We start from the raw sequence: 14,495 nt of genomic DNA on the forward strand, positions 1-14,495 counted from the left end.
GGGGACGATCTAGTCTGTAATCTGCTTTACGGTTGTCTTTGTTGGGTTTATGCTACGATGGACCATATAGCCACTTCGTTGTACTTGTGTATGTATATCCGAGTTATTTACTCGTTGCGTTAGAGAGCAAGTTCCATAGTCCTAAGGTGTGGAATTGCCCGTACGTATTTCGGGGAAGAAACTTTGTTTTGTCAGAGATATTCCGATTCCCGTACTGAGGACTTAAACGAGGAGTGGTCTGGATGATTGAAGCGGTTGTGTTTGACGCATACGGAACTTTATTCGATGTTCATTCTGTAATCGATTCATGTAACAAAATCTTTCCAGAACAAGGGGAACAAATCAGCCAAGTCTGGCGACAAAAACAATTGGAATACACATGGCTTCGGGCGTTGATGAAGCGCTATGCGAACTTTGAAGATGTCAATCGAGATTCTCTGCGCTTTGCACTCAATTACCTTAAACTGGCGTACGATGAAGGAATCATCGAGACGTTAGTCAGTGCTTATCTGACATTACAGCACTATCCCGAGGTTGAACAGGCATTGCAGGCATTTCTTCCACGGAGGCTTTTCATCTTGTCCAATGGAACAGAAAGTATGCTCCAGGCTGTTGTTCGACATGCTGGATTAGAGACATATTTCTACGATGTTCTCAGTGTTGACCCTCAACAGACATACAAGCCGGATCCGCAGGTATATCAATTGGCAGTGTCGATACTTGACATTCCGAAGAAAAACATTCTGTTTGTTTCATCAAACGGTTGGGATGTCGCTGGTTCAAAGGAATTCGGATTCACTGTAGGCTGGATCAATAGACAAAACAAGACGATTGAGGAGCTTGGGGTGCGCCCGGATTACATTGTTAATAATTTGCTGGATCTGGCGAAGATCATTTCAAACACATAGTCGAGGCAATAGTAAACATCGAAGGAGCTGCTTGAACACTGCTTATATGTTTCTTGGTTCCGATTAAGTGCGATTGTTGAATTTTTGAATCTGTTGTGTATGCGTCCGTTGGATGGGTTATATAAGGCTTAAATCAGGAGGTTCACCAAAAGCTGAAATCACGATTGCAACGGTGGAAAAGCATCAGACGGTTCTCAGAGCCATGTTGCGGCCATTGGAATACATCGATACTGCAGGATCAATTAATTGCTTTGTGAAGTAGATTTCAGACTGACAAAAAATTAGTACTGTACAATACGGTAGTGGAATGTTCGACCCCAACGCATGCCACCGTAGTCTTGACAGGATGAGGTGCCCATTAGCCATGACTTATTATGGCCTCAACATACAGCGCCTCGTGGCGCACCGATTCGTTGTGTCCACTATTTCAGCCGAGCACCAACATTAGGCGGAGGATTATCCCAAAAAGATAGAGTGGTAGAAGAGCAGGGAAAAGATTGGGATAATAGAAGGGATTCGAAACTTGAAAGGTACTTTCGCGCCTGAAGGGGTGACTTCGCTTGTATCATGTCCTTACAGACCAGGACGTTGAGAAGCTTGTCTCAATGAAGTTGATTGTGAGCGCAATTGAACGCACCTATGAGGAGCAGGCAAACGGAACACTTGTTGCGCCTCCTCGATTTCGGCTGGAAACGGAACAGGGGGACTTGGTGTTTACTACGGGTGCCGCAACTGCCTTGGAAAAGGTCATCGGGTTCCGCGTGTATGATACCTACGCGAACGATTTGGATGGGCATCAGCAATTGGTGTGCGTGTTTGATTCAGATACAGGGGTGTTTAAGGGTATCGTGATTGGGAATCTGCTTGGTGCTGTTCGTACTGGGGCAATCGGTGGAGTCGCAATCAAAGCCATGGCTCGAACGGATGCCGAACACGTTGCGGTGATTGGTACAGGCATGCAGGCGCGGACACAGTTGGAGGCGGCTGTTACTGTCAGGGATGTTAAGCAGGTTCGAGTCTTCAGTCGCAATCCAGAAAACAGAGACATATTTGCGACTGAAATGATAAAGAAGCTGGATGTCGAGGTTATAGCCGTTGATTCCCCGAAAAGTTGCCTACAGGGAGCCGATATCGTTATTTGCGCCACCAATAGCGGTACGCCAGTTTTCGATGCGGAATGGCTTGAACCAGGAGTACATATCAATACCGTTGGTCCCAAGTCAGTCAAGCGACATGAGGTTCCAATGGAATTGGGAGTACGTAGTTCGGTGATTGCGACCGATTCTCTGGAGCAACTCAAAGCCTATCCAACACCACATTTTCTGGTCGGGACACCCGATGAAGAACGGATCATACAGCTAAGTGACGTTGTTACAGGGAAAATTCCTGCGAGAAAGGGTCAAGATGATATAACCCTGTTTTGTTCCGTGGGTCTGGCAGGGACAGAAGTGGTTGTCGCGAATGAAATCATGAAAGCGGCAGTGGGTCAAGCATAATGACTAACTGGGTTTAGGGGATGTGTGATGAGACGAGTCGAGGTAACGCCCTACAACGAGCAATGGGTTCAGATGTACGAAGAAGAAGCGGAAAAACTGCGCCGCATCTTTGGAAGGCAATTGATCGCCATTCATCACATTGGAAGCACAGCGGCTCCAGGTTTAGATGCCAAACCAATCATCGACATCATGCCAGTGGTACGTGACAGCCATGACATTGATTCATACATCCAAGGCAAGGAAACATTGGTCAAGGAGATTGAACAACGGGCGTTGGAATGGCATTGGAAGAACCATATAAGTTGAAGAAAACGAATGAACGCTTCTTATGGTAGTCTTGCATAAATAACGGGTTGTTTTACTGAGGAGTAACTCATATGCGCGTTGGACATGAGAAAACGTATCCTGATTGCCCGGTAATAGTGAGAATAGTGGAGGTTGGCGGACTTACAAAATCCGAGCTTATACACAAATTAAGACAGCAATCCGTCTTAATGAATGAATATGCAGAGAGACTATTTGCCGACGATAGATTTACGACCTCTGATACCACGTACATTTTGCAGACTATTGAGCTAACCGTTGCTGACCTTGGCTTTCCTGATGGAGCTACTATTGATCAAATCTTTAAAAGAGCGAACGATCTTGGTTTGCAATTATGTCCGCTTGAGTTGGGACCTCACTTACGACTGGTGTATCTCGACCAGCCTGAAGGTTCTTTGGGGCATCCTTTACAGACAAATCAAGCTCCATACGGGTCTATCACCATAGCTTCCGATATACTGACTGAAGACGTTGACTTTCCAAAGGGATTTTATCTTAGACGAATGAACGGAGTGTTGTGGCTACGCGGATACCGTGCTGACCATCTACACGTGTGGAATCCTGATGATCATTTTATCTTTTGTCAATCAAAAGAGTCACTAGGGAAATGATCCAGGGAAAGTGTGATCTCATCGCAGTGGTCAAGATTCCAGATAATGCAGTATATACGCGTATATCATGTACATCATTTTACTTCGGCGTGTTTTCCGAAAATATCGTGTATCACAAAAATTTTCCAAGCATTAGTGCAGTATTCATTTGGAACGCAGGATAAGGACATAAAGGATAAGTTCGACCAATTTGAGGATTAGCGTAATTCCTTGTTAGGTATCTTTGAGAAACTTAAAAAAGCATATAAGGAGTGCATCAGATCGTCTGCTATCATTCGGGAATATCCAAGCGGGAGACTACAATGCATATTCCATATTAAAGTACATTTTACGTCCCTGGGTGGTTGAACAAAGTTGAAAGTTTAGTACAAGGGAGACAATCCACTATCCCTCTGAACCCGCCGTCCCTGTTCTATGTGTTCGCAAAATTAAATCTCTCCTCAGCAAAATAATTTGTTCCCTACAGCACGGGTAAATTCGGGTCAAAAGCCTGCTTTCCCTCTCGCGCCAGCGAACAACTTCATTTTACGCAAAATCGATGAATTTGGAAAAATTAAGGAGAAGCGGGGCATTGATTTGACGCTTACATGAGTATCAAAACTTCTTCGTAATAGACGGGAGAAATTGATACTACTAACATAGATAGTGTGGAATAATTTCTCTAAATGGAATTTATTGCAACCCCAGGAGGTGTTCAATGAGACACGTCAGCGTTGAGGAATGGAAAAAGCAATTCGATGATGCTCTGATTCAAAGGTCAGTTAGAGGAATGATCCATGCACTGCAATCCCAATCCACTACCCACGCAGGCACAGCAAGAGCACAGGTAAAACGTACTGCTATCTATACCATTGAAAGATATTTTCAATCCGAACTTGACACCCTCTTTCAAATAGCAATAGAGTTGTGTAAAAGTAAAAATTCGACTGCGGAAGAAATAGGTTCGCAATTGTTAGTCCCCTGTTATCATTTGGATCCATGCAAAGTAGAGCATGTATTGCAGGACTTAGCAGACAGTCCAAACTGGGAAGTTCGAGAATGGGTTGCAGACGCTTGTGGCTCGATTCTCGTGACTCATTTTGAAAATTTCTATCCCTCCATCCACTCGTGGGCAAAAAATGAATCTGAAAATGTGCGCAGGGCAGTGGTTCTGGCACTGATGTACGCAGGGAAGAGTCGAAATCCTCAGTTTTCAAATCGGATATTGTACATCTTGGAACTGCTTCTCTCTGATCGTTCAACATACGTTAAAGAAAATCTTGGTCCATTTGCGATTGGCAGTGCACTCATTAAATACTATCCAGATGAAGTGCTTGCTTGGTTGAGGCGATGTGTTTTGTCAAACGATGAGCAGGTCAGATGGAATGTTGCCATGGTATTTCATGCAGCAGTTGGTGCTCATTATGCTCTAGAGGCGAAAGATATCATAGACATCCTTCTGAAGGATGAACGGCCCTACGTGCAAGGAGCGGTGAACAAGGCATTAAAGAATATTCGCAAAAGATGTCCAGAATATTTTGAGCCCTTTTCCTCATGAACAAGTTGATCGTGCAGGTAATGACGGAGATTGGATACTATTGGATCAAGCGACAATAAACAATTTTCAGCATAAGGGGTAGATACTTGAACCATCCTATAAACCATGTGAAGACTTTTGTTTTATCTTCATAATCCGCGTTAAATGGGAGGTGGGTTTTGCGGATGAAATATAAACCTTTCTGGTTGTTAAGCGGTATAGCGGGATTCATCTATTGCACCCTCATTGGATGTGGAACAGAAAACCATACGACGTCAGTCAAGAATATGCATACGCACAGTTCAGTAAGCCATCCAAACGCATCACATGCTACCAAGTCAAAGACAGATTCATTTCCAACGACAACCCCATCTAAATCAGTTCAGACACCACAAGTGCCTCATTTCACCTCGATAAACATGGTTAACGATCAAATCGGTTGGGCTACGGGGCGAAATACCGTATGGTACACGAAGGATGGAGGATTAAGTTGGAAAGCAGTGACTCCACCAGGCTTTCAGTCAGCACCATTCCTCCAAATGTCGATGAACGCGATCGGCAATCAAATGGCTTGGATAGCCGCAAGTAACGGTAAGTCGATTGCTTCTCCGCTATCCATTTATTACACGGCCAATGCAGGACAGTCTTGGGTGAAACAAAAAATTCAAGCGACTGGATATCCTATGAGCCTACATTTTCTCGATCCGGATCAAGGCTGGATAGCTTTATTTCATGGTGCGGCAGCAGGTAGTGAAGGAGAAACCATCTATCACACCTATAACGGTGGAATGACTTGGCACACCATTGCTCAAACCAATCAAGTGAAGGGAGGAAATTTACCGTTTGTAGGCGATAAGACAGGTGTCAGCTTTGTAAACGCTAAGGTTGGTTGGGTAACAGGTTTTACGGCATTAAGTGGACATATTTATTTTTACCGAACTACGGACGGCGGATATCATTGGTCTTTGCAAATTTTACATGTACCGAATACTTTTCAAAATGAACAATTTACTTCCTTTCCACCGATTTTTTTTGGTCAACAAAAGGGTATCTTGCCAGTGAGTTATGGTATGGGTTTGCTCGTTTATCGAACAAATGATGGAGGCAATACGTGGACTTCTGAACAAGCCGTACAAAGTACGGTGCCCAATCAAACCATTCAAGCGTGGAGTTTTCCTAATATGAAGGATGGATTTGTTATAGACGGTAAACAAATTTTGACCACGTCGGATGGTGGGCAAACATGGAACTCATTTACACCTAATATGACTTTAAAAAACGTCATGGATATGCAATTCGTTTCCTCAACGCACGGCTGGATAGTGATGAATACAGGAACTTTATTTTATACAACCGATGGAGGACATTTTTGGAACCAAGTCAAATAAGTATAGAAGGATAATGTGATTTTGGGAGAAATGGTCCATGTTCGTGGATAATAAAGTTCAAGATTTCATTCTGAGATGCTATAACGAACTAGGGAAGAGTAGAGAAGAGACAGAATATCGATTGAACGAGATCAAAAAAAGTTTGCAGAGTTTTGGGACGTTTGAGTTTACCTATGAAGAACTGGAACATGGAGCACGCATGGCCTGGAGGAATAGCAATCGATGTATTGGGAGATTGTTCTGGAAGTCTCTAAAAGTTTTTGATGAAAGAAATCTTCATAGTGTGGATCAAATAGCGTTTGCTCTATTTCGTCACATTCAATATGCTTCAAATGAAGGGAAAATTCGTCCAACCATAACCATATTTCATCAGGACATTCGTATTTGGAATCATCAATTGATTCGTTATGCTGGGTATGAAACAGAGCATGGTATCATTGGAGATTCGCATTCTGTTAAATTTACGCGTATTTGTCAACAGCTTGGATGGGTAGGAAAAGGCACAGCCTATGATATATTGCCGATTGTCATTCAAGTCCAAAACGAGGCGCCCGTATGGTATTCTATTCCAGAAGATATCATTCTTGAAATTCCGATTCGCCACCCAGAATTTCCTCTTTTTGATGAATTACATCTTCAATGGTATGCAGTGCCAATTCTATCTGATATGGCCCTAGAAATAGGGGAATTCGTTTTCCTGCTGCTCCATTCAATGGTTGGTATATGGAAACAGAGATTGGTGCTCGTAACTTAGCAGATACAAAACGTTACAATATACTTCCCAAGGTTGCCTCTATTATGGGATTGGATACAAAAAACGATGCTAGTTTATGGAAAGATAAAGCCCTGATAGAGTTAAATATTGCAGTATTACATTCCTACAAAAATCACGGTGTGACCATTATTGATCATCATACTGCGGCTAAACAGTTTGAACGTTTTGAGCAAATCGAAGCTGATGCAGGCCGTAAAGTTACTGGAGATTGGACATGGTTAATTCCACCCGTTTCTCCTGCAACCACTCACATTTTCCACAGTCAATATGATAACACCCTTTTATCCCCCAACTATTTCCATCAAACTTCCCCGTATTCATTATGGTCAAATACGAATATGTGCCTATCTTGACTCACGAGATCGGGCATATACCACTACCTGTAGAAGCTCAGCAAACATATTTTGGAGCATGTCACAAGTGAAGGGAGTGAACCGCATGTACGGAACATTTGGTGGATACACTCGTTGGGCGGTCGTGTTCCTTATCATCTTTGTCCTGTTCTTCTTACTTGTTCCGGCTTATGGCGCAGGAGCAGCTTATTAAGAAGAGCAACGATGCAAATCTAACGGATAGGAAATTTAAAGGAGGATTTTGACTTATGTACGATGGCGGCGTATTTGGTGGATATACTCGTTGGGCAGTTGTATTCCTCATCATCTTCGTACTCTTCATCCTGCTCGTTCCAGCTGTAACAACAACCTGCACAACCACCCCTGTTTATTGATTTAGTGCGGGTCCCTCTGGCTGCGTCTGTGGCGTTTACGCCCTTACGTAGCCAGTTTTTATTTGGGCTTTATGGATGGAACGAAGACCCTAAAGAGGATTCCGTGGATATCTTCATAAGAATGACAAGTTTCAGTCATTCGCCGACAGCAAATTACCTGCTATGGAATACGTTGTTTGTGTCTGTTGCAGGAGGTGTCTGGATTGTCTGTCTTTTTCTCACCGGAATTTACAATGCTTTCATCTGTACTGGAAAATTCCATTCAACAGCTTCTCGATTCACAAATGTCAGATGGCAGTTGGAAGGATTGTTTTGATACCGGTTGTATGCCAGATGCCCAGACTGCCATCAGTTTATATTTGCTAGATTGGAAAGACTGGCAGTGGATTGAAGTGCTGCTGACACGTATTCGCAAAGCACAGAGATTAGATGGCTCATGGGGCGTTTATCCGGGCGATCACGGTGATTTATCCACTACAGTAGAATGCTATTATGCGCTGCAAATATATAACGCTTGGGGAGAATCGGAAGATCAAAAACGATTGGCACAACAGTTTATCCAAAAAAGGGGTGGATTGAGAAAGTGCCGCAATTTAACGAAAATATTTCTGGCCTTAGGGGAGAAATTCCCTGGTCTTGGCTACCTTCTCCACGTTTTTATCTTCCATTGTTTTTCAAATACTCTCCTATTGATATAGAAGACTTAGTTACATTTACTCGTCTTCATGTGCCGCCTATGCTGATTTTATCCAGCCTTCAATATGTCGCATGTCCTTCCGGCAATTTCTTTTTGAAAGAGTTGTTAACGGATCGACAAAAACGGACTGTTCTTCGTACTACAATGTATCATTCAGTAAATTGGCTAAAAAATGCAGCGTTTCGCCGCTGTGTGACTTGGATGGATGAGGAGCAGGAGGCGGATGGCACGTTGGGAGGATATCATTCCTCCAGCTTTTTATGGGTGTTTGCAAAGCTAGCCCTAGGTTATCCACGTGATCATCCAGAAGTCGAAAGAATTTTTTCTGCTATTCGTCAGTCTTTATATCAAGATATTGAAGACGATTTTTATCATCAACAAACTTGCGATGCACATATTTGGAACACAGCGTTGGCCATGCAGGCTCTCGGTTCTTGCGGAATATTGACAAATTCCATGCCCCTTCGTAAGGCAGCACAATACTTGTTAGCGAAACAGCATCGTATACCGGACAGATTGATGAAGAACAAAGGTAAACAGTTAGGAGGGTGGGCATTTTCCAGCAACAATACGTGTCATCCTGATGTAGATGACACGGTAGCCTCCTTAGAAGCGCTGGCACCCTTGGCAGACGAATGTGCGGAAGCATGGTGGCAGGGAATAGACTGGCTATTATCTATGCAGAATCGAGATGGAGGTTGGTCAGCGTTTGAGAAGGATTGCAATCAGTTTTGGCTCGATTGGCTGCCAGCCAATGATATGAAAAGAGCTATGATTGATCCCTCTACACCGGATATTACAGGACGTGTAGTGGAGTTTCTGGTCAATCATAAGATTTTGTCGTGCTGGGATGCGAGAGTCAGGAAAGCTATTTATTGGTTACGTAATCATCAGGAAGCAGATGGCTCTTGGTTTGGACGTTGGGGAACGACTTACATCTATGGTACTTGGTGTGCTGTTAAGGCGCTGGTGGTAGTGGGCATACCGAGTGACGATGAATCTCTAAGAAAGGCGAAAGGTTGGTTGCTATCCATTCAAATGGAGGACGGTAGTTTTGGAGAATCATGCCAAAGTGACTTGTGCGGTAAGTATGTTGAGTTGTCTTTCGGGTTGCCAACTCAGACGGCGTGGGCTTTAGATACACTGCTGTATTTATACCAATTAGAGGTCGAACCGAGAATCAGACAAAGGCTCTGGCTTGCGGCTTGGCGAGCGGCACGTTGGTTACTTAAACAGGGGGAAAAAGGTAGATGGCATGAAGAGATACCTACTGGCTCAGGATTTCCGGGTGCGTTGCATATACGCTATCACATCTATCCTAAAGTTTGGCCATTGATTGCACTGAACCATTTTCAAAAATGTTTCGAATCAGTAAAGAGGGCGCCGATGAAGGGAGGTGAGCAAAGTGTTAGACCCCAAACTTTTGAATACGTTCCGTAGTCGTATTGCAAATCCTATTTATTGGCGTCGCACCTATCGTATACTTCGTTCCTATCATCGTTCAGTGTTGGCCACTCCTGATGGAGCCGGTGCGCTCGTCGATCATCTTTCTGGAGCATTGCAGGTGCCTCTGACACCTTCACAGCGTGCCAATGCTGTCCATTGGCTGGTTTCACAGCGAATTGATCCACAAAATCCTATGCATCAAATAAAAATGTGGAATATAGTCAACGGCGCATGACTACTAAAGAGGGCCAAAATAATTGGTCCTCTTTCTATAGGAAGTCCCATACTTTTTTACATAGGAAAGTCAGATGTTTGATTATGGCATTGGCCGGGGCAGATGAGAAGAAAAATTTATACGATGCAGTGTAAGTGAGTTTTCCAAAAGAGGGGGGAGTGCAGATGAATATCATCCTTCACCATCCGGCTATGCTGACAATGCTCTGGGTTGTTCTTGTACTCATTGGTTTAACGGTTATTTTTCGCATTGTCAACGAGCTCAGAGGCAAATTTGATCTGGAGAAAGTGGCAACATTGCTCACACGTCCTATTCTCATGGATATTTTTCCTCTTTTGCTTTTGGGTTTGCTGATGTTGGCAGATCCAACACATGTAGTCATACTGATTTGGTATTTTGTGGCTGCTATTGCGATTGCTCTTCGGGCACTGGTTGAACTGGTGCGTCAATTGCGGCAACTTCTCTCCTAAGCGGGGGTGTCCCAAAAGTGCTTCAGCACTGAGGGACACTCCTGTTTTCATTTCAGTCTGTATCCATTTACGATAGATATGTTATATGCTCAAAGAAATCGTCTATCGGAAAAAGTATACATAGTTTTTCAAGGGGGATGAATCATTGCTGATAGCTGCTGTTCATGGATTTATCCTTGCCTTAGGACTGATTTTGCCGATAGGCATGCAGAACGGATTTATTCTTACACAAGGAGCCGTAAATCGACGCTGGACAGGAGCTTTGCCTGCGGTTATCACGGCGTCTGTTTGCGATACTGTTTTGGTGAGTTTAGCTGTCCTTGGGTTGTCGGCAGTTGCGCTTCATATTTTCTGGTTACGATATATTTTAGGAATGATTGGAATAGGTTTTCTCTTATATATGGGTTGGAAAACGTGGCAGGACAAAGGCAGTATGGATCAAGACGAGACATCTACGGCATGGTCGCCTAAACGTCAAGTTACTTTTGCAGCTTCTGTTTCTTTATTCAATCCCCATGCTCTTATAGATACGTTAGTGATCCTGGGGGGAAGTGCGCTGGCATATACATCCTGGGCGGATAAAATTGCCTTTGCCTCAGCTTGTTCGGTTGTTTCGTGGATATGGTTCTTTTTCCTTGCGATAGGTGGTCATATCGCTGGAAAAGCTGCTCTCCGCAGTACTTCTTTCAACAAGATCCATCAAGTGGCGGCGGTTATGATGTGGTTATCTGATATTTATCTTGCTTATATCATTTATACTTTTCATTGAGCCGTAGAGTCAATTCCAGGTAATGTTTTTCGCGCAGACTTAGTTGTAAACAGGGAGTATCCCTCAGTACCGAAGTACTTTTAGGATACTCCTCTTTTTATGGTTGACTGGTTACCTGGACTGTTCTGCAAACACTGGCGCAATCCCGCCTGCTGCATAAATCAGTAAAAGCTCCAGATATTGCGGATGTAGCATTAGAAATTGATTCATGCGAAAGAGAGACCATTTTTCAAGAAAGCGGACGGGCGTAATGCTCTGGTTTTGTTTGACGGATTGAATCTTTTCCTTTTGACGATCCGTTTTGCGCCGTCGAACAATAACCAGAATGACCATAAATCACCTCCTAAGATAGCTGTTCTTTAGATATGTTTCATGCTTATTCCTGAGTATTTCTCTGCATGCAGGTCCAAATTTTTTTGAAAAAAATTTAAAATATATTTTTAGTAACCCAAAAAATGGATTATACCGACACTTTCGGTTTAGGATTGTGTTAGGATTTTAAAAGAGTAAATGAAACTGTTCATTTATCAGATCTTGATTCAGAGAGTGAGGAATTTTTAGAGAATGCGTCAATTGCGAACGACGGTTCTGAATCCACAGTCCCAACCTCTTACGAAAGTACCTGAAATCACCGCTTATTTTTGGATTGTCAAATTACTGACCACAGCTATGGGAGAAGCTACCTCCGATTTTTTGGTCTATCATATGAATCCGTATGTAGCGGTAATATTGGGCGGGATTTGTTTTCTGGCGTCTATGATTTTGCAATTCAGTGTAAAACGTTATATTGCCTGGGTTTATTGGCTGGCAGTAGTTATGGTTGCTATTTTTGGTACGATGGTGGCCGATTCAACGCATGTAGCTTTGGGTGTTCCTTATGTATATTCTTCCGCCTTTTACGCTGTCTGTCTTGCGGTGGTTCTCATACTGTGGTACCGGAGTGAAAAAACGCTTTCGATTCACAGCATTTATACACGTCGACGTGAAATGTTTTATTGGGCTACCATTTTAGCTACTTTTGCTCTTGGTACCGCTACTGGTGATATGACAGCTACAGCATTTCATCTAGGGTATTTAGCGTCTGGAATTCTATTTATATTTTTGATTTTAATCCCAGCTTTCGGTTATCGCTATTTTCGCTTTAATGCTATTTTTTCTTTTTGGTTTGCTTATATTCTTACACGTCCACTGGGAGCTTCTTTTGCTGATTGGTTTGGAATGCCTAAATATGTAGGTGGTTTAGGTTATGGTAAAGGTCCTGTCAGTATTGTACTGACCTTCTGTATCATTATATTGGTTGGCTATTTGACGATAACTAAAAAAGATGTTCAAGCTGAGCCAATCAAGCCTGCATTGTCTCGTTAATCGTTCGAGAGCTCCTCATGATGAAAGCATGAGGAGGAACGTAAGGTTTCTCTAAAGAATTTCATCAGGCATCGGTAGGATAAGAAATACCTCTAAACCGCTCAAAAGCGGGGTAGGAGGTTTTTTGTTGGAGCACTTCAGAATTTGCATCTTGAATAGGCAACCACTAGTTCGATACTGATGCATTCGATTGCACATGAAAGCTATTACATGTGCAATAAATTGGCACATAATGCTTATTTTGAAGTTCTTTTTCTCATGTTTTGCTTATAAATTATGTTATCAAATGTTTGAGATGAAAATTTTCTCGTAAAGATATTGATTTTTTGTAATTTGGGCAGTATAGTTTGTACAAACGTTTGCATAAAGCTAAGAGATGTAAATCGCTAGTGAAAACGTCTTCAACGCATTGACTATTTGAGGGGGCTAAATTATGAAAAAAACTCGTTTAGCTACTGGTGCGGCTGCGCTGGTTGTCATGGGCGGTCTGGTTGCTGGATGTGGCAGTCCGAGTTCAAATTCCACCAATTCAAGCGGATCGACAACATCTGGTTCCCTTCCTAAAGGACAAACAATCACGGTTTGGTCTTGGGCGGGTGGACCGCAGTTGCAGGACGTGAAAAAGATTGCTGATGCATGGGCTAAGAAGCACGGTGATACCGTGAAAGTTGTGGATGAAAGCCACAATGCAAATGGTTTTCAATTCTATGCAACAGCCGCGCGTTCAGGAAAAGGACCTGATATTGTCTTTGGCATGCCGCATGACAACAATGGTACTTTTGCTGAAGAAGGCTTAATGGCACCAGTGCCGAGTGGCGATATTAACACCAGCAATTATGCACAGTCCGTAGTCGATGCAGTCACTGTCAACGGTACAATTTACTCTGTTCCCGTCTCTGTACAGACAACAGCCTTATTCTATAACACGAGCAAAATTAAAACACCGCCGACGAACTGGACACAGTTTGTTTCGGATGCCAACAAATATGGATTTGCATATGCTCAGCACAATTTATACTTTAATTACGCGTTTGTAGGTGGCCTTGGCGGCTATGTTTTCAAAGACAACAATGGAACGCTTAATCCAAACGATATTGGTTTGGATAATGCAGGAGCCATTAAAGCTTATCAATTGATGTACGATATGGATCACAAATACCATTGGATGCAGCCAAGTTTGACTGGCACCATTGCCTTATCCCAGTTTACTTCTGGCAAAACGGCTATGTACATCAGTGGTCCATGGGATGTGCCGAATATTCAAAAGGCCAAAATCCCATTCTCTATTGCGCCGCTGCCTACTCTTTCAAACGGGCATCCAATGACCCCGTTCTTGGGCGTTATTACAGCGTTTGTTTCTTCCAAGAGTCCAAACCAGCCTGCTGACTGGAGTTTGGTAAAAGCTTTAACAAACTCTACAGCGCAAATGGACTACTTTAACGATTCTCAACAAATTCCGGCTTTGACGAGTCTTCAACAATCGTCGACTATCCAAAGTAGTCCAATGTTTAAAGCGTTTGCCGATGAAATTCCTAATGCTGTACCCATGCCCAACATTCCACAGATGCAAGCGGTATGGAACGCTATGAGTATCTTGAAAAATATTATCAGTGGCCAAGTTTCCCCGGCTCAAGGTGGAAAAGATTTCGTGGCCAATATTCAGAAAGGTATTCAAGTCCAAGGGTCCTGATGACATGTGCTGGAGGAGGCTGGCGTTTGACCAAGCCAGCTTCCTTTTTTCATTCTAGGGGAGGTGTTCATGGTGTCC

Annotated in this window: 14 protein-coding genes and 2 pseudogenes; 15 read left to right on the plus strand and 1 reads right to left on the minus strand. The window is 43.1% G+C overall.

Annotated features, from left to right (window positions below; all coding sequences use genetic code 11):
- The first annotated feature begins 242 nt into the window (after window positions 1–242).
- From FY534_RS01840 to FY534_RS01895, 13 genes and pseudogenes are all read left to right on the plus strand, one after another.
- Window positions 243–908, plus strand: a complete 666-nt coding sequence (locus FY534_RS01840; RefSeq protein ID WP_203115002.1) for a haloacid dehalogenase type II — start codon at window positions 243–245, stop codon at window positions 906–908.
- A 560-nt stretch (window positions 909–1,468) separates the two neighbouring features.
- Complete coding sequence (locus FY534_RS01845; RefSeq protein ID WP_255567407.1) at window positions 1,469–2,404, plus strand: ornithine cyclodeaminase family protein; 936 nt, start codon at window positions 1,469–1,471, stop codon at window positions 2,402–2,404.
- A 27-nt stretch (window positions 2,405–2,431) separates the two neighbouring features.
- A complete protein-coding gene (locus tag FY534_RS01850; protein WP_203115004.1) occupies window positions 2,432–2,710 on the plus strand; it encodes a GrpB family protein in 279 nt (92 codons plus the stop codon).
- A 71-nt stretch (window positions 2,711–2,781) separates the two neighbouring features.
- Window positions 2,782–3,339: a helicase gene (locus FY534_RS01855; protein ID WP_203115005.1), complete on the plus strand. Its 558-nt coding sequence runs from the start codon at window positions 2,782–2,784 to the stop codon at window positions 3,337–3,339.
- 697 nt (window positions 3,340–4,036) lie between these two features.
- Window positions 4,037–4,876 carry a DNA alkylation repair protein gene (locus FY534_RS01860; protein WP_203115006.1) on the plus strand — a complete coding sequence of 280 codons (840 nt, stop codon included), beginning with the start codon at window positions 4,037–4,039 and terminating at the stop codon, window positions 4,874–4,876.
- Between the two features lie 164 nt (window positions 4,877–5,040).
- Complete coding sequence (locus FY534_RS01865) at window positions 5,041–6,243, plus strand: VPS10 domain-containing protein (RefSeq protein ID WP_203115007.1); 1,203 nt, start codon at window positions 5,041–5,043, stop codon at window positions 6,241–6,243.
- A gap of 37 nt (window positions 6,244–6,280) precedes the next feature.
- Window positions 6,281–7,371, plus strand: a pseudogene (locus tag FY534_RS01870) (nitric oxide synthase oxygenase).
- A gap of 248 nt (window positions 7,372–7,619) precedes the next feature.
- Complete coding sequence (locus FY534_RS14780; RefSeq protein WP_255567408.1) at window positions 7,620–7,745, plus strand: hypothetical protein; 126 nt, start codon at window positions 7,620–7,622, stop codon at window positions 7,743–7,745.
- 284 nt (window positions 7,746–8,029) lie between these two features.
- Window positions 8,030–8,733: pseudogene (locus tag FY534_RS14550) on the plus strand (hypothetical protein); the annotation flags it as partial.
- A complete protein-coding gene (locus FY534_RS14555) occupies window positions 8,707–9,882 on the plus strand; it encodes a prenyltransferase/squalene oxidase repeat-containing protein (protein WP_255567422.1) in 1,176 nt (391 codons plus the stop codon). The pseudogene FY534_RS14550 and the gene FY534_RS14555, both read left to right, overlap by 27 nt.
- A complete protein-coding gene (locus tag FY534_RS01885) occupies window positions 9,848–10,123 on the plus strand; it encodes a hypothetical protein (RefSeq protein ID WP_203115010.1) in 276 nt (91 codons plus the stop codon). The genes FY534_RS14555 and FY534_RS01885 overlap by 35 nt, the downstream gene beginning before the upstream one ends.
- Window positions 10,124–10,287: 164 nt before the next feature.
- Window positions 10,288–10,593 carry a hypothetical protein gene (locus FY534_RS01890; protein ID WP_203115011.1) on the plus strand — a complete coding sequence of 102 codons (306 nt, stop codon included), beginning with the start codon at window positions 10,288–10,290 and terminating at the stop codon, window positions 10,591–10,593.
- A 145-nt stretch (window positions 10,594–10,738) separates the two neighbouring features.
- Window positions 10,739–11,362: a LysE/ArgO family amino acid transporter gene (locus tag FY534_RS01895; protein WP_203115012.1), complete on the plus strand. Its 624-nt coding sequence runs from the start codon at window positions 10,739–10,741 to the stop codon at window positions 11,360–11,362.
- A 111-nt stretch (window positions 11,363–11,473) separates the two neighbouring features.
- Here the strand turns inward: FY534_RS01895 and FY534_RS01900 are convergent, their stop codons facing one another.
- The gene (locus FY534_RS01900) at window positions 11,474–11,695 is read right to left on the minus strand and encodes a hypothetical protein (protein ID WP_072873007.1); all 222 of its coding nucleotides are present in this window, start codon (window positions 11,693–11,695) and stop codon (window positions 11,474–11,476) included.
- Between the two features lie 231 nt (window positions 11,696–11,926).
- On the opposite strand from FY534_RS01900, the gene FY534_RS01905 reads away from it, so the two are divergent.
- Together FY534_RS01905 and FY534_RS01910 are read left to right on the plus strand one after the other, a co-directional pair.
- Window positions 11,927–12,727, plus strand: a complete 801-nt coding sequence (locus FY534_RS01905; protein WP_203115013.1) for a COG4705 family protein — start codon at window positions 11,927–11,929, stop codon at window positions 12,725–12,727.
- A 433-nt stretch (window positions 12,728–13,160) separates the two neighbouring features.
- Complete coding sequence (locus FY534_RS01910; RefSeq protein ID WP_203115014.1) at window positions 13,161–14,417, plus strand: sugar ABC transporter substrate-binding protein; 1,257 nt, start codon at window positions 13,161–13,163, stop codon at window positions 14,415–14,417.
- Window positions 14,418–14,495: the final 78 nt, after the last annotated feature.

It is taken from the genome of Alicyclobacillus sp. TC (genome assembly GCF_016804365.1).
Classification (GTDB): Bacteria; Bacillota; Bacilli; order Alicyclobacillales; family Alicyclobacillaceae; genus Alicyclobacillus_I; species Alicyclobacillus_I tolerans.